The sequence below is a fragment of the Paenibacillus sp. FSL W8-1187 genome (assembly GCF_037965485.1).
Lineage (GTDB): Bacteria > Bacillota > Bacilli > Paenibacillales > Paenibacillaceae > Paenibacillus_O > Paenibacillus_O pasadenensis.
In genome coordinates this window covers 927,318-943,715 of the sequence record NZ_CP150181.1, presented here as the reverse complement: position 1 = coordinate 943,715, position 16,398 = coordinate 927,318, and the positions used below count along the sequence as shown (strand labels likewise).

14 protein-coding genes are annotated in these 16,398 nt (G+C 62.6%); 3 read left to right on the top strand and 11 right to left on the bottom strand.

Features of this window, described 5'->3' with window-relative positions:
- Nucleotides 1–130 precede the first annotated feature (130 nt).
- The 3 genes from NYE40_RS04170 to NYE40_RS04160 form a co-directional block, all read right to left on the bottom strand.
- Entirely contained in the window at nt 131–430 is a 300-nt protein-coding gene (locus NYE40_RS04170) for a hypothetical protein (protein WP_127464603.1), read from the bottom strand.
- A 325-nt stretch (nt 431–755) separates the two neighbouring features.
- On the bottom strand, nt 756–1,868 hold the full coding sequence (locus NYE40_RS04165; RefSeq protein ID WP_101808538.1) for an NADH:flavin oxidoreductase: 1,113 nt from the start codon (nt 1,866–1,868) through the stop codon (nt 756–758).
- Nucleotides 1,869–1,948: 80 nt separating this feature from the next.
- Nucleotides 1,949–2,296: a metalloregulator ArsR/SmtB family transcription factor gene (locus tag NYE40_RS04160; RefSeq protein WP_228551258.1), complete on the bottom strand. Its 348-nt coding sequence runs from the start codon at nt 2,294–2,296 to the stop codon at nt 1,949–1,951.
- A gap of 228 nt (nt 2,297–2,524) precedes the next feature.
- Here NYE40_RS04160 and NYE40_RS04155 point away from each other — a divergent pair, with 228 nt between their 5' ends.
- Entirely contained in the window at nt 2,525–2,767 is a 243-nt protein-coding gene (locus NYE40_RS04155; protein WP_127464601.1) for a hypothetical protein, read from the top strand.
- A 737-nt stretch (nt 2,768–3,504) separates the two neighbouring features.
- Here the strand turns inward: NYE40_RS04155 and msrA are convergent.
- The 3 genes from msrA to NYE40_RS04140 all read right to left on the bottom strand — a co-directional run bounded on the left by msrA (nt 3,505) and on the right by NYE40_RS04140 (nt 6,530).
- Complete coding sequence (gene msrA / locus NYE40_RS04150) at nt 3,505–4,551, bottom strand: peptide-methionine (S)-S-oxide reductase MsrA (protein WP_084137493.1); 1,047 nt, start codon at nt 4,549–4,551, stop codon at nt 3,505–3,507.
- A gap of 3 nt (nt 4,552–4,554) precedes the next feature.
- Nucleotides 4,555–6,174, bottom strand: a complete 1,620-nt coding sequence (locus NYE40_RS04145) for a gamma-glutamyltransferase family protein (RefSeq protein WP_028600116.1) — start codon at nt 6,172–6,174, stop codon at nt 4,555–4,557.
- 149 nt (nt 6,175–6,323) lie between these two features.
- Nucleotides 6,324–6,530: a hypothetical protein gene (locus NYE40_RS04140; protein WP_028600115.1), complete on the bottom strand. Its 207-nt coding sequence runs from the start codon at nt 6,528–6,530 to the stop codon at nt 6,324–6,326.
- Nucleotides 6,531–6,633: 103 nt separating this feature from the next.
- Between NYE40_RS04140 and NYE40_RS04135 the strand changes: the two genes are divergently transcribed.
- Nucleotides 6,634–7,602 carry a quinone oxidoreductase gene (locus NYE40_RS04135; RefSeq protein ID WP_028600114.1) on the top strand — a complete coding sequence of 323 codons (969 nt, stop codon included), beginning with the start codon at nt 6,634–6,636 and terminating at the stop codon, nt 7,600–7,602.
- Between the two features lie 84 nt (nt 7,603–7,686).
- Here NYE40_RS04135 and NYE40_RS04130 read toward each other — a convergent pair whose 3' ends face one another.
- From NYE40_RS04130 to NYE40_RS04120, 3 genes are all read right to left on the bottom strand, one after another.
- Complete coding sequence (locus NYE40_RS04130) at nt 7,687–9,537, bottom strand: proline--tRNA ligase (RefSeq protein WP_028600113.1); 1,851 nt, start codon at nt 9,535–9,537, stop codon at nt 7,687–7,689.
- A 1,136-nt stretch (nt 9,538–10,673) separates the two neighbouring features.
- A complete protein-coding gene (locus NYE40_RS04125; RefSeq protein WP_339279315.1) occupies nt 10,674–12,425 on the bottom strand; it encodes a (Fe-S)-binding protein in 1,752 nt (583 codons plus the stop codon).
- The gene (locus NYE40_RS04120) at nt 12,418–13,833 is read right to left on the bottom strand and encodes an FAD-linked oxidase C-terminal domain-containing protein (protein WP_339279313.1); all 1,416 of its coding nucleotides are present in this window, start codon (nt 13,831–13,833) and stop codon (nt 12,418–12,420) included. Before NYE40_RS04120 ends, NYE40_RS04125 begins: the two co-directional genes overlap by 8 nt.
- Before the next feature lie 136 nt (nt 13,834–13,969).
- On the opposite strand from NYE40_RS04120, the gene NYE40_RS04115 reads away from it, so the two are divergent.
- Nucleotides 13,970–14,722 (top strand): FadR/GntR family transcriptional regulator, encoded by a 753-nt coding sequence (locus NYE40_RS04115; protein WP_339279311.1) that lies wholly within the window; start codon nt 13,970–13,972, stop codon nt 14,720–14,722.
- A gap of 42 nt (nt 14,723–14,764) precedes the next feature.
- Here NYE40_RS04115 and NYE40_RS04110 read toward each other — a convergent pair whose 3' ends face one another.
- Complete coding sequence (locus tag NYE40_RS04110) at nt 14,765–15,289, bottom strand: hypothetical protein (protein WP_127464499.1); 525 nt, start codon at nt 15,287–15,289, stop codon at nt 14,765–14,767.
- Nucleotides 15,290–15,349: 60 nt separating this feature from the next.
- On the bottom strand, nt 15,350–16,345 hold the full coding sequence (locus tag NYE40_RS04105; RefSeq protein ID WP_127464498.1) for a hypothetical protein: 996 nt from the start codon (nt 16,343–16,345) through the stop codon (nt 15,350–15,352).
- Nucleotides 16,346–16,398 lie beyond the last annotated feature (53 nt).

Below are 16,398 nucleotides of genomic sequence, written 5' to 3'. Positions count from 1 at the left end.
CAATATGGTGAGAACGGTCAGAGGCTTTCATAACGGTTGTTCTGCTACTAAGATCGACCATCCAACATGCTAAAAAGTAAACAAGTATTAGTCCAAATGTTAAACCTAGTTTTTTATTCATTAGTCCAAACTAGCACCCCCTCTTTTTTATTTTTGTTTTGGTCAAAGAGATAAGTGCACTCTCCGTTTTTTCACCGGTATGATCTTGATAGATAATTATACCCATTGCATTATTCCATACATCCATTTTATCCGCAATTTCTGTACCTGGATTATGGTCTTCATGAATATCACCTGCTTGTTTTGCTTGACTCTGCCCAATTTCTTTTGTCATTAATACATGCCAGTAAGAATGTCTAAAAACATCTTGTTTACCATCTTCTGCTCCAGTATAACCAGAATTCCGGGCAGCTGATTTTACTTTCAACAACTATTTTAAATTAACATATTTAATTTATATTGGAAATAGTGCATACATACCATTTCTCGCATTTATAACGCCTACGATTTGGATCAGGCACGCTCGGCCTGCGCCTCGCTGCGGATGTGCATCGGGACAATGACGGCCAGCGCGGAAAAAAGCTGGAAATCTAGAACGTCACTATAATATATATAAGTAAATTATTCACAAATAATTCTATTGCCAGCGTACGTAGACAACAATAATCCTCTATGGCCTGCTGCATAGCAAAAAATCCGCCTCATCGTTTTCGCCGATGAGGCGGATTTCTTTATCTACCTTAAAGCCTCGCGCCTCAGCTCAGGCTGCCGAGCGCCTCGCGCGAGAACGGCTGCAGCTCCGACACGCGGCCGTCGCGGATCTTCTCCGCCCAGGCCGGATCGGTCAGCAGCGCGCGGCCGACGCCGACGAGGTCGAATTCTTCCTTTTCCAGCCGCTCGATCAGCTCCTCGATGCCAGCCGTCTCGCCGCCCTTGCCCTCCGTGAACACGCTCGTGAACGTCGAATCCAGGCCGACCGAGCCGACCGTAATGACCGGCTTGCCGGTAATGCGGCGCGTCCAGCCGGCCAGGTTGAGCTCAGAGCCCTCGAACTCCGGCTCCCAGAAGCGGCGCGTCGAGGCGTGGAACACATCGACTCCGGCGGCGCTCAGCGGGGCGAGGAAGCGCTCCAGCTCCTCCGGCGTCGGCGCGAGCTTGGCGTCGTAGTCCACCGGCTTCCACTGCGAGAAGCGGAATACGATCGGGAAGTCCGGTCCGACCGCCTCGCGCACGGCCTCGATCACCTCGACGGCAAAGCGGGCACGCCCCTCGAGATCGCCGCCGTACTCGTCGTCGCGCTTGTTCGTGCGCTCCCAGAAAAACTGGTCGATCAGGTAGCCGTGCGCGCCGTGGATCTCGACGCCGTCGAAGCCGATGCGCTTCGCCTCGGCGGCCGCGTCCGCGTAAGCCTTCACGAGGCCGCGGATTTCCTCCACGGTCAGCGGCTCGGATACCTTTTCACCGGTCAGCGACAGCCCCGACGGGCCGATCGGCAGCGCGTCCGACTCCGGGAAAGTCGAGGCTTGGCGAGCGGTGCCGACATGCCAGATCTGGGGAATGATCTTGCCTCCGGCCTCATGCACCTCGCGCACGACGCGAGCCCAGCCCTCCAGCGCCTCCGCGCCGTAGAAATGCGGCACGTTCCGGTCCGCTGCAGCCGCCGGATGGTCGATGACCGTGCCTTCGGTAATAATCAGCCCTACGCCGTGCTCGGCGCGGCGGCGGTAATAAGCGGCGACGTCGGCGCCAGGCACGCCGCCGGGCGAAAAGCCGCGCGTCATCGGCGCCATCACGACGCGGTTGTCGAGCTTCAGCTTGCCGCCCTCGAACGGACGGAACAGCGGCGCGGCATGGGTAGCGGTAGACATGGTCAAAAATTCCTCCTCGACATCCTGTTTTGTAATTCTATATTCATGAATATATAGATCAATGGACGCAAGAGCAACCCTTATTCTTTGGTTGCCTGCAGCTCCGCGGCTAGATCGGCGAGGAACGCCTTGATCGCCGCTTCGTTGCGCCGGTAATAGGTCCACTGTCCGAAGCGGCGCGACTCCAGCAGGCCGGCCTTTTGCATCGAGGCGAGATACGAAGAGATGACCGACTGCGTCAATCCGGACTTGTCCTGGATGCTGCCGACGCAGACGCCGCCCGGGAACTCGGAGCGCACCTGCTCCGGGGACAGAGGGAACTGGCCGTCTACATCTCGCAGCCAGCACAGGATGTTCAGCCTCGTCTCGTTGGAGATCGCCTTGAGGATGCCTAGTCTTTCGTCGTTCGACATCGGTACCGTGCTCATGCCTATGCCTCCGTTTCTTAGGTCTGGTCTTCCCAGTATAGCAAAAGTCCTGTCGATGAGAAAAATGAAACCGAGATTATAATTCCTTCAGACTCGTCTGCCGGAGCATTCCGTCATGCTAAGATCGAGCAGGCGACCAAAGCTTGGAAAAAATCGCCCTCGGAATCCGCCGCCGTGTCCGCGCCGGCCCGCCGATTCCAATCCATTCGCTACGGGAGGATATCGACTATGAGAACGATCGACGAGCTTGAACATACAGCAAGGGTACATACCGTCATTGAAGTCGTGAAGGAGGTGCTCGGCGACACTGTGCTGACCGATGAGTTCATCGCCAGCCTGCGGCGCATGAGCTTCGAGGAGCTCGGCCAGTTCGTGCTGCGCCTCGTGACGACGCGCGAGCTCGATGCGGCTTTCCTGGCCGTCTCGGCCATGGATGCCGAAGTCCAGCAGCAGCAGCTCGGCTTCGCTTGAGCAGGGGCTGCTAGCTGCAGGAGCAGGCCCTATAGGCCGCGCCGGGCGGCTGGTGGCGCGCCGGGCGGGCTGTGTTGCTGCGCCGGGCGGGCTGTTGGCGCGCCCTGCGGGCTGCGGCTACGCTCGCGGAGCGCGGCTACGCCCGGGGGAGCCGACTGAGGCTCCTCCCGGGAAGCGCTGCGGCATCCTGCGCACGAAAGAGGCTGTCCCAGGTCGTTCGAACGACCTGGGGCAGCCTCTTTGCCTTTCATGAAGGCACTTCCGACTCCTTCAATCCATCCAACGCGCCTGACACGCCCGATGAAGGCACTCTTGACTCCCTCCATTCATCCCCACGCACCCAACCGCCCCATGAAGGCACTCTCGACTCCCTCCATTCACCCCCACGCACCCAAGCGCCCGATGAAGGCACTCTCGACTCCCTTAATTCATTCCCACGCACCCAAGCGCCCGATGAAGGCACTCTCGATTCCCTCCATTCATCCCCACGCACTCAACCGCCCCATGAAGGTACTCTCGACTCCCTTAATTCATCCCCACGCACTCAACCGCCCCATGAAGGCACTCTCGACTCCCTCCATTCACCCCCACGCACCCAAGCGCCCGATGAAGGCACTTCGACTCCATTAATTCATCCCCACGCACCCAACCGCCCGATGAAGGCACTCTCGACTCCCTTAATTCATCCCCACGCACCCAAGCGCCCGATGAAGGCACTCTTGACTCCTTCATGCGAGTCAACACATCTCCTCCCATAGCGCGAGCTGGCCGGCATAGCCTTCCTCCGCCAGCCGGCTGCGGGGCACGAATCGCACCGCCGCCGAGTAGACGCGATAATGCCCTCCGCCGCCTGTCGCGTCCGCCTCCCGCAGCGCATAGCCGAGGAACAGCCCGCTCAGCCGCGACAGCAGCGCCGTCCGCGGCGGGCCGGAGCCGAGCTCCGCCTCGCAGACGATCAGGCCGTCATGAAGCGGCCGCCGGAAGGCCGGCCATCCGTCGCCGGCATCGAACTGATCCGGCGTGCCGAACAGCGGATCGCCCGTCAGCAGGTCGACGTAGATGCCTTGCTCCGGCTGGCTCCAGTACGCATTGGCATAAGCCGGCTCGGGCCGGCGCTCCAGCGCGGTCAGCCTTTGCTCCGCCGTCAGCAGGCTTTCCAGCCGCTTGCGGTCCCGCTCCCGCTTCCAGTGGCGGCGCAGGAAAGCATCCCTCCCCGAGGCCTGGCGATACAGCCGGTAATGGCCGAAGCGCCGCCGATGATACTGCTGATGCTCGTCCTCTGCCGGGTAGAACGGGCCTGCCGCCACGATCTCCGTGGCGATCCGTCCCTTGAAGCGCCCGCTCCGCTCCAGCGCCCGCCGCGAAGCCTCCGCCAGCTCGCGCTGCCGCTCGTCCTGGACGAAGATCGCCGTCCGATACGAAGCGCCTCGATCCTGGAACTGGCCTCCCGCATCCGTCGGATCAATCTGCCGCCAGAACAGGTCGAGCAGCCGCTCATACGGAAAAAGGCGCGGATCGAACTCGATCCGCACCGCTTCCGCGTGGCCGGTCGTCTCCGACGCCACCCGCTCGTACGTCGGGTCGTCCGTCCAGCCGCCCGTGTAGCCCGACGTGACCGACAGGATGCCCGGCAGCCGCTCGAACGGCTCGACCATGCACCAGAAGCAGCCCCCGGCAAAAACCGCGACGCCGACAGCAGGCTCCCTGCCGTCGACAGCATCGGCATCGCTCCCGTCCGGCGCTGCCCCGCGACGCCGCAGCCAGCGGCCGACTAGCCGCCGCATCGGCTAGAAGCCCGCGACGATGCCGTCCGTGCGGAAGTCGGTGCCGCCGCACAGCACGCCCGTCGCCGGATCGCGCAGGATGATCTGTCCGCGACCGAACGAGCCGAAGCCGTCTTCACGCCGCACGGCATGGCCCATCCGCTCCAGCGCCTCCGCGACGTCCGCCGGGAAATGCGGCTCGACCGAGACGCTGAGCCCCTCGTGCCATTGCCAGCGCGGCGCGTCGAGCGCCGCCTGCGGATGCAGGTTGTAGTCGACCAGGTTCATGACCGCCTGCACATGGCCCTGCGGCTGCATATACCCGCCCATCACGCCGAACGGACCGACCGGCTGGCCGCCGCCGCGCGTGAGGAAGCCGGGGATGATCGTGTGGTACGTCTTTTTGCCCGCCAGCAGCGCGTTCGCATGGGACGGATCGAGCGAGAAGTCCGCGCCGCGGTTCTGCAGCGCGATGCCGGTGCCCGGCACGACGATGCCCGAGCCGAAGCCCATGTAGTTGCTCTGGATGAACGACACCATGTTGCCCTCGTTGTCTGCCGTCGCCAGATAGACCGTGCCGCTGCCGCCTGGACGGCCGGGCTCCGGCATCATCGCCTGCGGCCCGATCAGGCCGCGTCGGAGCGCCGCATATTCCGGAGAGAGCAGCTGCTCGGGCGCGACCTTCATATGGCGCGGATCGGTCAGATGCTTCAGTCCGTCGGCAAAAGCAAGCTTCGTCGCTTCGAGCTGCCGATGGATCGCTTCCGCCCCAAGCCTTTCCTCCGGCCGGAACTCGAAGCCGTCCAGAATCGACAGCGCCTGCAGCGCGACCAGCCCCTGGCCGCTCGGCGGAATCTCCCACACCTCGAAGTCGCGGTAGCGGACATGGATCGGGTCGACCCACTCCGGCGCATAGGCGGCCAGATCGGCCGCGGTCAGGAAGCCGCCGCGCTCCCAGATGCAGGCGTGGATCCGCTCGGCCAGCTCGCCCTCGTAAAAGCTGCGCGCCCCGCTGCGTCCGATCGAGCGGAGCGTCTCGGCATGCGCCGGCGAAGCCCACAGCTCGCCGGCCCGCGGCGCGCGGCCATGCGGAGCGAAGGTCTCCATCCAGGCGGCGACGTTCTCGGTGGACAGCTGCTTGCCGTAGGACTGAAAAGCCCGGTCCCAATAATAAGCCGCGACCGGCGAGACCGGAAAGCCTTGCTCCGCATAGCTCGCCGCCGGCTCCAGCAGCTCGTCCAGCCCGAGCCGCCCGAAGCGGGAGCTCAGCTCGGCCCAGGCGGCCGGCGCGCCCGGCACCGTCACCGGGATGGCGCCGAGGCGGGGCATCGCTTCATGGCCGCGCTCCCGCAGCGCGTCGATCGAGATCGACGCCGGCGCCGGGCCGTTGCCGCTGAGGCCGTGCAGGCGGTCGCCCGTCCAGACGAGCGCGAAGGCGTCGCCGCCGATGCCGTTGGAGCAGGGCTCGACGACCGTCAGCGCGGCCGCGGCCGCGACGGCGGCGTCGATCGCGTTGCCGCCTTGGCGCAGGATGTCGAGCCCGGCCTGCGCCGCGAGCGGCTGCGAGGTCGCGACCATGCCTCTGCGGGCGTAGGCTGGCTGACGATAGGAAGGATGCGGATGATGGAGCGGATCAAAGGTCATGGACACGTTCGGTAAGCCTCCTTGGAAGGGAAAATTCTTCCTCAAGTATACCACCCGCGGCCCGCAGGCGCGCGCCGCACCGTCTCCCTACGTCCTTCCACCGTCCTCCCACCGTCCTCCCAACGCCCTCCCATCAGCCCGCCGCTGCTTTAATGTCCGATCCGATGCGCCGCCTCGTCCGCGTCCGCCCAGCCGCTGGCTGCCAGCAGCAGCAGCGCGCACAGGATCAATCCCGCGCCGACGGCCGCTGCGTAGCGGCTGTTCGGGCGCGAGCCTTTGCGGGCGGCGAGCAGCATCGCCGCCCCTACGGCGGCCAATAGCGCCGCGACGAGCCCTAGTCCGGCATGTTCCCCCATGGTGCCTTCGCCTCCTTCGCATCGAATGCCAGCGTCCACTATACTACAAGGAGAGAACGCGCAGCCCAAGGATATAGATTCGCATAGGAAGGGGAGACGACGAATGAAAGCATTGGTTTTTCACGCCTTCGGAGGACCGGAGACGCTCCGATACGAGGAGCTGGCCGATCCTGTCATCGGGGAGGGAGAGGTGCTCGTCCGCTTGGAGGCGATCGGCCTGAACTTCGCGGACATCTATCGCCGCAGCGGCAACTACCATCTGGCCGGACAGCCGCCCTACATCCTCGGCTACGAGGGAGCGGGAGTCATCGAGCAGACGGGAAAAGGTGCCGGCGCGCTGCGGCCGGGCGATCGCGTCGCGTTCGCCGATGTCCCCCACGCCAACGCCGAGCTGGTCAAGGCGCCGGTCGACCGGATCATTCCGCTCCCGGACGACATCTCCTGCGAGCAGGCGGCGGCCTTGCTGCTGCAAGGGCTGACCGCCCACTATCTCGTGCAGGACAGCTATGCGGTCTCGGCCGGCGACGACGTGCTCGTCCATGCCGCTGCCGGCGGCGTCGGCCAGCTGCTCGTGCAGATGGCGGCGGCCAAAGGCGCGCGCGTGCTCGGCCTGACGTCCTCCGCGGCCAAGCGCGAGGCCGCCCTGCGGGCAGGCGCGGACGAAGCGCTGCTGTACGGCCCGGACTGGGCCGGCGAGGCGCGCCGGTGGAGCCGGGACGGCCAAGGCGTGTCGGTCGCCTACGACTCCGTCGGCTCGACGCTCCCGAGCAGCTTCGCCGCGGTGCGGACGCGGGGAACGGTCGTCTTTTACGGCATGGCCGGAGGAGATCCGGAGCCTGTCGATCCGCGCATGCTCATGGACACGTCCAAGACGCTGACCGGCGGCGACCTGTGGAACCACGTCACGACGGCGGAGGAGCGCGTCGCCCGCTCGGGCGAGCTGTTCCAGTGGATCCGCGACGGGCGGCTGCGGCTGGCGGACATCCGCCGGTTTCCTTTGAAAGACGGCGCCGAAGCCCACCGCCTGCTCGAAAGCCGGCTGCACAGCGGGAAGATCGTGCTGATTCCCTGAACCGCCGGCACAGCTGCATCGTTGATGCCCGCCTGCATTTAAAAAGCCCATTCGCCGCATGGCGGATGGGCTTTGGAGCAACGCTCAGCTCGGCCGGAAGCGCTCAAGCACGCGCCGGACCGCCTCCTCGGCGGACACGGCCTCCTTGCCGAGGCCGCTTCTCTCGACGTATTCGACTGCGCCGTTCACGGCATCGCGGCCGACGACGAGGCGCACGGGGATGCCGATCAGATCGGCGTCCTTGAACTTCACGCCGGGGCGCTCGTCCCGGTCGTCCAGCAGCGTCTCCACGCCGGCGGCGGAGAGCTGATCGTAGAGGCGCTCGGCGAGCGCCTGCTGAGCCTCGTCCTTCGCGGACACCGCCATCACATGTACATGAAAAGGAGCGAGCGCATCCGGCCAAACGAGGCCATGCCCGTCCTGCGACTGCTCCGCCGCAGCGGCGAGCGCGCGCGAGACGCCGATGCCGTAGCAGCCCATGACGATCGGCCGCTCCTTGCCCGCCTTGTCCAGGTAGAGCGCGCCGAGCTTCTCGCTGTACTTCGTGCCGAGCTTGAACACATGGCCGAGCTCGATGCCCCGGCTGAGCGTCAGGCGGCCTTCCTCGCAGCGGGGGCAGCCGTCGCCCTCGGCCGCGTTGCGGAAAGAGCCCGTCCGCTCCAGCGGAAAGTCCCGTCCCGGGACGACTCCAAGCAGATGGAAGCCTTCCTCGCCAGCTCCGGCGACCGCCGAAGCGAGCGCGGCCACGTCCCGATCGACGAGCAGCGGCACGTCGAGGCCGACCGGCCCGGCGAAGCCCGGCTTGGCGCCGGTCGCGCGCAGCACCGTCTCGGCATCCGCCAGCTCGAGCGCGTCCTCCTCGCGAGCGAGCCCATCCTCCCGCAGCCGCTGCAGCACCTTGAGCTCGTTGATCTCATGGTCTCCGCGAACGACGACGGCGACGGGCGTGCCGCCGACGACGAACAGCAGCGTCTTGAGGATGCCGGCCGGCGGCACGTCCAGATAAGCGGATACTTCCGCGATCGTCCGGGCATCCGGCGTCGCTGCGCGCTCCGGCGCCGCGGCGGCGGCGATGGGAGCGGCCGCGGCAGATGGCGGGTCCGTTGCGGAGAAGTCGTCTGCGGCGGGCGTCGAGGGCTCCGCTCCGTGGGACGGGGCGGCCGCGGCAGCCGGGAGGCCCTTTGTCAGGGAGGAAGCGGCGGTGGGGGCGGCCGGCCGCGCCTCGGCCTTTTCCAGGTTGGCGGCGTACTCGCAGCGGCTGCAGGAGACGATCGTATCCTCGCCGATGTCCGCCAGCGCCATGAACTCATGCGTGCCCCCGTCGCCGCCGATCGCTCCGGCATCCGCCTCGACGGCGCGGTAGCGCAGGCCGAGCCGGCTGAAGATCCGGTGGTATGCCGCGAGCATCGCGCCGTAGGCGCGGTCCAGCCCTTCGCGGTCCGCGTCGAAGGAATACGCATCCTTCATCAGGAACTCCCGTCCGCGCAGCAGGCCGTAGCGGGGGCGGCGCTCGTCGCGGAACTTCGTCTGGATCTGGTACAGCGCGAGCGGCAGCTTGCGGTAGCTGGACACTTCCGCTCCGACGAGGGCGGTCACGACCTCCTCGTGGGTCGGCCCGAGCGCGAACTCGCGGTCGTGACGGTCGCACAGCCGCATCAGCTCGGGGCCGTACACATCGTAGCGGCCGGACTGCCGCCACAGCTCGGCCGGCTGCAGCGCGGGCAGCAGCGTTTCCTGAGCGCCGGCGCGGTCCATTTCCTCGCGGATGATCCGCTCGATCTTGCCCAGCACGCGCCGCCCGAGCGGCAGGTACGAGTAGACGCCGGCGGCGAGCTGGCGGATCATGCCGGCGCGCTGCATGAGCGCATGGCTGGACGCTTCCGCGTCGCCGGGGGCTTCGCGCAGAGTCGGGAGCAGCATTCGGCTTTGACGCATGGGATTCACACTCCTATGGGATGGGATGGATAAAAATGCAATGCATGGGCAGCCAGACATCGAAGGAATTCGTCCGAGCCGTCGATTCGAACCTCCTGCGCGGGGCCAAGACGCTCTCGCTTTATTCTGGAAACGAGGTCCGTTCTTATCCCTCGCTCGACCCGCTAGCACGGCACTGATCGTCGGACTAACCAATGTCTCATCACGCCAAGGCACTCTCGACTCCCTTATTGAGCCGGTGCGCCGGATCTCCGTGAACCAAGGCACTCTCGACTCCCTCATCGAGCCGATGCGCCGGATCTTCGCGAACCAAGGTACTCTCGACTCCCTCGTCGAGCCGGTGCGCCGGATTGACGCGAACCAAGGCACTTTAGACTCCCTGGCGCTGCCAGTGCGGACGGAGCGACACATTGCCTAGCCGGACGATCGGATGCTTAAAAAAACAAAAAGCGACGCACTCGTCTAGGGACGAATGCGTCGCGGTACCACCCTGGTTCAGCTGTCGGCCGCCTCATCGGCAGCGCCAGCCCTCTTGCGGATAACGGCCGCTGCCGGCAGCTCGCCGCCGCCATGGGACAGGGCAGGACGGGCTGCAGCTCGCAAGGTGGGAATCCGATCCTTCGCACGGGAAGCCTCTCAGCCGGGAGCTTCCTTTCTGGGCGGGCGAATGGTGGAGCGGGGTGGCCTTGGTCGTCGCTGTTGCTGGATTGATTAGGCATTACGATACTCCATGAAGCCCGAGGGCGTCAAGGGGCGGCTGGCTCAGCCTGGCATCTGGCCTGTCGCTAGGTCCGATGGACGCTCACGTTCTCCCTTGCCCAAAATTGCAGCCGATCCAGGAACGGCCCGACTTCAAGCTCGCCCCGGCGGACCTGACCGAGCAGCTCGTCCGCCTTCGCAGAGAAGGCCGTCCAGAATGAAGCCGGCAGCTCGCTCCCGCCACCGTCCAGCGAAGGCTTCAAGGCATACAAGGAAGCGAGCTCGCGTCCTCCATTCCTGCAGCCATCCAGATTCTACCTCCTCTAATTGCCATTTGTAAATAACATTTACTTTTAATGGGATCAACCAGCCGCAGAGACGGCAAAGAACCCGATCCAGGAAACCGGATCGGGCTTCTTTTCGCTTCAGCCAGCGTCTCAGCTCTTTCCGGCCGCGACCCGCTCATGCAGGAAGTCGACCACATGCATGACCTTCATCGTCGCCGGATCGCCGTGCTTGTGCACGCCGAGCTTCATCTGCAGCAGGCAGCCGGGGTTGCTCGTCAACAGGTAGCTCGCGCCGGTCGCGCCGGCATGCTCCATCTTGTGCTCCAGCAGCTGCCCGGCCATCTCCGGCTGCAGCACGTTGTAGATGCCCGCCGAGCCGCAGCAGCGGTCGGACTCCCGCATCTCCACGAACTCGACGCCGCCGGTCTGGCGGATGAGCTGGCGAGGCTCGGACGAGCCTTTCATGCCGTTGCGCAAATGGCAGGAATCCTGGTACGTGACCCGCACCGGCGGGCCCGTCTCGCCAGCGGCAGCCGGGTCCGTGCCGAGGGCGGAAGAGCATCCGCCGCCGCAGGCCGAGTTCGACCACGCCGCAGCGGCGGCCTCGCCTGCCGCCTGCAGCGCGCCTTCCAGCGGCAGGCGGCCGCTGGCGACGAGCAGCCGGCTGACGTCGACGACGCGCACCGCGAAAGCCTGCGCCAGCTCCGCATAATCCGGATCGTCCTGCAGCAGATGCCCGTACTCGACGAGCTGCGCCCCGCAGCCGCCCGCATTGGAGACGATCCACTCGATGCCGCCGTCGCGGAACGCCTCCAGATTGCGCCGGGCGAGCCCGCGCGCCTGATCCAGCTCGCCGCTGTGCGCATGGAGCGCTCCGCAGCAGGCCTGCTCGCGCGGGATGACGACGTCATAGCCCGCCTGTGCCAGCAGCTCCGCCGTATTCACGTTCGTGCCGGCGAACAGCACATCCATGATGCAGCCGCGGAACAGCGCCACCCGCCCGAGCGATTCGCCTTGGGCCGGCAAGTACGTGCCGATCCGCTCGATCACCCCGCGTGAAGAGGCATCCGGCAGGATCTCCTCCATCTCGCGGATCGGCGCGGGGAACAGCTTCATGATGCCGGCGCCGCGCGCGACGCGGCGCAGCCCCGACTTCTGGTACAGGGCGAGCGCGCCGCCGAGCGCCCGCAGGCTGCCTCGCTTCGGAAAGACGCCGCGGAACAGCGCCGCGCGGACGCCTTTGACAGGAACATTATGGTCGGAGTGGTCCTCCAGCGCGTCGCGCGCCTGCTCGATCAGCTGGCCGTACTTCACGTCCGCCGGGCAGGCCGGCTCGCAGGCGCGGCAGCCGAGACAGTGGTTCATCTGCGCGCGGAAGCTCTCGTCCGGGTCCATCAGGCCGTCGGCGACGGCCTTCATGAGCGCGATCCGGCCGCGCGGCGACTCCGGCTCGATGCCGGTCTCGCGGAACGTCGGGCAAGCCGGCAGGCAAAAGCCGCAGCGCATGCAGTTCGTCAGCTGGTCGTAATCCAGCTTGGCGAGCAGCGTGCGGGCCAGCGGATTGGCATGCTCGATCTGCGGCTTGCCGAAGCCGGAGCCGGAGCCGTGCGACGGTCCGGAACCGGGATGAGTCGCGCCTGGCAAGCCGTGCGGTGCCGCTTCCGTCGAAGCGCCCGCCGCCGTGCCGGTGCCCGGCAGCGCCGCGTGCAGGACGCCGCCGGCGTCCGCTGCCGAGCCCCCTGCCGACGCCATCCAGGCCGACGCCGAAGGCCGGCGCTCGGCCGGCAGCTCCTGCGCGAGCGCGGCCAGCCCGGCCGGCGCGGACGTCCATCCCAGGCCGAGCGAGAGCGCCGCCGCCCGCCGCGGCTTCAGCCGCTCCTTCAGGCTCATGCGGTCAGCCATGCTGGATCACCACCCTTTTGCGCCGGTCCTTGGCGAACATCTTGCCGGGGTTGAGCAGGCCAAGCGGGTCGAACGCGGCCTTGATGGCCTCCATCACCGCCATGCCGCTCTCGCCGACCTTCCACTCCAGGTACGGCGCCTTCACGACGCCGACGCCGTGCTCGCCGGTGATCGTGCCGCCCATCGAGATCGCCGCTTCAAAAATTTCCGCAAACGCCTCCTCGACCCGGTGCACCTCCTCCGCGTCGCGCGCGTCGGTCGTCGCCGTCGGATGCAGGTTGCCGTCGCCGGCATGGCCGAACGTCGCGATGTTCACCCCATGCTTGGCCGCGATCTCGCCGATGCGCCGCACCATGTCCGCGATGCGCGAGCGCGGCACGGTCGCATCCTCGAGGATCGTCGTCGGCCGCAGGCGGGCGAGCGCCGTGAAGGCGCTGCGCCGCGCCGCGATCAGACGCTCCGCGTGCTCGCGCGTCTCGGCGACCTCGACGCGGTCGGCCCGCTCGGCAAGGCAGACCGCGCGGATCGCCTCCATGTCGCGCTCGACGACCTCCGGCTCGCCGTCCTGCTCGATCAGCAGGATCGCCTCCATGTCGCGCGGCAGCCCGAGCTTGGCGAAATCGTCGACGACCCGGATCGTCGGGTTGTCGAGAATTTCCAGCGTAGCGGGAATGATCCGGCTCTCGATGATGCGCGAGACGGTGCGGGCCGCTCCCTGCAGGTCGCGGTACATCGCGAGCATCGTCTTTTTCGCCGCCGGCGGCGGCACGAGCTTCAGCGTCGCTTCCGTCACGATCGCCAGCGTCCCCTCCGAGCCGACGAGCAGCTTGGTCAGGTCGTAGCCGGCGACGTCCTTCACCAGCTTGCCGCCGGTGCGGATGATCTCGCCGCTCGCCAGCACCGCTTCGAGCCCGAGCACATAGTCCTTGGTCGTGCCGTACTTCAGCCCGCGCAGGCCGCCGGAGTTCTCGCTGATGTTGCCCCCGATCGTCGAGATCTTCATGCTGCTCGGATCCGGCGGATAGAACAGCCCGAGCGACTCGACATGGTCGGTGAACGCCTGCGTGATGAGTCCCGGCTGCACCGTCGCCGTCAGATTGTCCAGATCGACCTCGAGGATGCGGTTCATGCGATGCATGACCAGCACGACGCCGCCCTGCAAAGGCACCGTCCCCCCGCACAGGTTCGAGCCCGAGCCGCGCGTCACGACCGGCACCCGATGCTTCGTCAGCAGCTTCATGATCTCCGACACCTGCTCCGTCGTCTCCGGGTACACGACCCCGTCCGGCAAGCTCTGCAGCATCGGCGTCCCGTCGTACGAATGGGCGACCCGCGCCTCCATGTCGTCACGCGCATGCTTCTCCCCGACGATGGCCTGCAGCCGCTCCAGCAGCGATTGTTCCAGCATGTTCGCTCCTCCTATGCAACCCGATCTATTCATCAGGTCATCAGATGACTTATGTCGCTCATTATATGCTATAATGCTGGCATTGACTAGGGAGCGTTTGCAAAAACGCTCTGAGGAATCCGGAGGGCGAGGCTGCATGAAGATCACATCCGCCAAAAACCACGAGCTCGTCGCGGGCCATATGCTGGAGCAGATCCAGAGCGGCGCCTGGCAGCCGGGGCAGCGTCTGCCGTCGGTCGTCGAGCTGGCCGAGCAGTACGGCGTCGGCCGCTCCACGATCCGCGAGGCGACGAGCGCGCTCAAGGCGACCGGCTGGCTCGACGTGCGCCATGGCGGCGGCACGTTCGTCAAGGCGGTGCTGCCGAGCGATCCCCGCCACGGCGCGGACATGCTGTTCGAGAGCGCCGGCTCGCTCGCCGAGCTGCTCGAGGTGCGGCGCGCGCTCGAGGCCGGCGCGGTGCGGCTTGCCGCCTTGCGCCGCGGCGAGCCGGAGCTGGCGCGGCTGCGCGAGGCGTTCGCGCAGATGCGCCAGGCGCTGGAGCTCGGCGACACGGCCGCCGGGGAGCGCGCGGACACCGCGTTCCACATGGCGATCGCCGGCTCGGCCGGCAACCCGCTGCTCGCCGGCATGATGGAGTCGCTCGCGGACCGCTTCGAGGCGACGATCCGGCAGACGCGGGAGCTGCGCTTCTACCGCGAGCCGGGCACGGCCGAGCGGCTGCTCGACGAGCACGCGGGCATCCTGGACGCGATCGAGCGCGGCGACGCCTCGCTCGCCGAGCGGCGGCTGACCGCCCATCTCGACGGCGTGCTCGCCGCGCTGCAGGAGGCGATTGCCGGGGGAAAGTCAAACCTAGAGACTATGAACAAAAACAATAAAATCAATTAAAGACAAAGCAGGCTACCGCCTGCTTTGTCTATTTTAGCATCCTTATTTGGGATCTGTTCTAATAACAAAAGCAATCTCTCTTTGTTCTCCCCCCCATTTTCCAATTACTCTAAATCCTCTAAACGTAGAACCTTGGTTATAATCGCTTATATTTGAGCTTAAGTTTGTTGCGAAATGTTCCAATATTGGAATCCTATATAATTCGCCTTTTTTCTGTAATTCGATGGTTTTTTGGGACCCTCTATATTTTAATGTCCCGTCTTGATTTAGAATATCATCAAATAAAATGAGCGAATCAGGGTTCTCTTCTTTAAATTCAATTGTAATCATCTCTCCTATTTTAATATAAGGTATATTCTCTTTATCCTGTTTCATTAATTCCTTTAAAGAATATATATTTTCATAATCAAAACTCTTTGTATTACTAGATAAATATCTTAATATATTTTCATTGTTTTTTATAACAATAGTACCTTTAACTTGACTGTCCAAGGTTTTCTCTTCACATCCATAAGTAACTATAGAAATACCAAACAATAAAAGAGTTATAATCATTTTCCTAATCATATACTAATACAACCTCCACAAATTTATAAAGCTCAGTATAAATATACTGAGCTTTATAAATTAATTCTTTTTCCAAATTGTTAAAGTACTAGAGTCATAAGGAGAATATCCTGCTGTATGTTTCATTACAGGGCCTTGTCCCCATTTTGAAATTATTTTTAACGAAGTAGCACTTGCTATTGGCCCAGCTGCTTCATACACAATTCCAGAGTGGTCACCATTATTATAAAAGACCCTAGTGTTTATACCTGCATTAATTAAGTTTGAGAAACTTGAATAACTTCCATCTGACATATATTTACTGGGGTCATTCATCCAATACGTATTTCCAGTACTATTAGAGTACCATGCATAAGAGTGACAGTTAAAATTAGTTGTTGATGTAGAACTATAGGTAGCATTTGGATATTGCTGTTGTACCGATTGATTCAAATCAGATTTTTGAATAAGTGTTAGCTCCTCACCTCTTATTATAACAGGAACAATAGATCCTTTAGGAGTTTGAACTGTTGCTGATGTATACGCTACCCTAGTAGATGCATCTGATTCAGAACTAAGATACTTATCCATTTTTTCTTGAGCATCAAGTTTATTACTGACCTTACCCCATATAGTTTTATCACTCAAAAGAATTGCTATTGATAATTGATCCAATGATTCCCCTTGTTTTAATTCCAAGTTTTTATTAAGTGCTTCTAAAAGTTTTTCACCAGCATCATTTCTTTCGAGTAGAGCCTTAAAAGCACTAGATTCATTTTCCAAAACTTTTAGACCTTGCTCATATGAATTAAAAAGATAAATTGTAGAATCAAGTAAAGGATAGTCTAGTACAGCTTTAATAAGGTCTTCAGTTGACATATTATTTAACTCTGTGCTTGAAATTTTAGAGGCCTCAACCATCTCTCTTTTCGTTTTTAATTTGGACCATTCAATTTTATTCTCAGGAGTAAGCTGATATTTAAAACCCTTTGAATTGGCACTGGCAGTCTGTCCACTAAAATTAATACTTAATGCAAGGAGTAGTGATAAGGAAATTGTTAATGTTTTTTTCTTCAAACAAATACCTCCATTTTTAATTCATGTTATTTCGGGTTTTTAATTTTTAAGCA

What these genes read in the sequence shown, in the direction of transcription:
- NYE40_RS04165 (WP_101808538.1), bottom strand. Translation starts at nt 1,868, where the DNA reads ATGTCTACCGCTACCCATGCCGCGCCGCTGTTCCGTCCGTTCGAGGGC.
- NYE40_RS04160 (WP_228551258.1), bottom strand. Translation starts at nt 2,296, where the DNA reads ATGAGCACGGTACCGATGTCGAACGACGAAAGACTAGGCATCCTCAAG.
- NYE40_RS04155 (WP_127464601.1), top strand. Translation starts at nt 2,525, where the DNA reads ATGAGAACGATCGACGAGCTTGAACATACAGCAAGGGTACATACCGTC.
- msrA (WP_084137493.1), bottom strand. Translation starts at nt 4,551, where the DNA reads ATGCGGCGGCTAGTCGGCCGCTGGCTGCGGCGTCGCGGGGCAGCGCCG.
- NYE40_RS04145 (WP_028600116.1), bottom strand. Translation starts at nt 6,174, where the DNA reads ATGACCTTTGATCCGCTCCATCATCCGCATCCTTCCTATCGTCAGCCA.
- NYE40_RS04140 (WP_028600115.1), bottom strand. Translation starts at nt 6,530, where the DNA reads ATGGGGGAACATGCCGGACTAGGGCTCGTCGCGGCGCTATTGGCCGCC.
- NYE40_RS04135 (WP_028600114.1), top strand. Translation starts at nt 6,634, where the DNA reads ATGAAAGCATTGGTTTTTCACGCCTTCGGAGGACCGGAGACGCTCCGA.
- NYE40_RS04130 (WP_028600113.1), bottom strand. Translation starts at nt 9,537, where the DNA reads ATGCGTCAAAGCCGAATGCTGCTCCCGACTCTGCGCGAAGCCCCCGGC.
- NYE40_RS04125 (WP_339279315.1), bottom strand. Translation starts at nt 12,425, where the DNA reads ATGGCTGACCGCATGAGCCTGAAGGAGCGGCTGAAGCCGCGGCGGGCG.
- NYE40_RS04120 (WP_339279313.1), bottom strand. Translation starts at nt 13,833, where the DNA reads ATGCTGGAACAATCGCTGCTGGAGCGGCTGCAGGCCATCGTCGGGGAG.
- NYE40_RS04115 (WP_339279311.1), top strand. Translation starts at nt 13,970, where the DNA reads ATGAAGATCACATCCGCCAAAAACCACGAGCTCGTCGCGGGCCATATG.
- NYE40_RS04110 (WP_127464499.1), bottom strand. Translation starts at nt 15,289, where the DNA reads ATGATTAGGAAAATGATTATAACTCTTTTATTGTTTGGTATTTCTATA.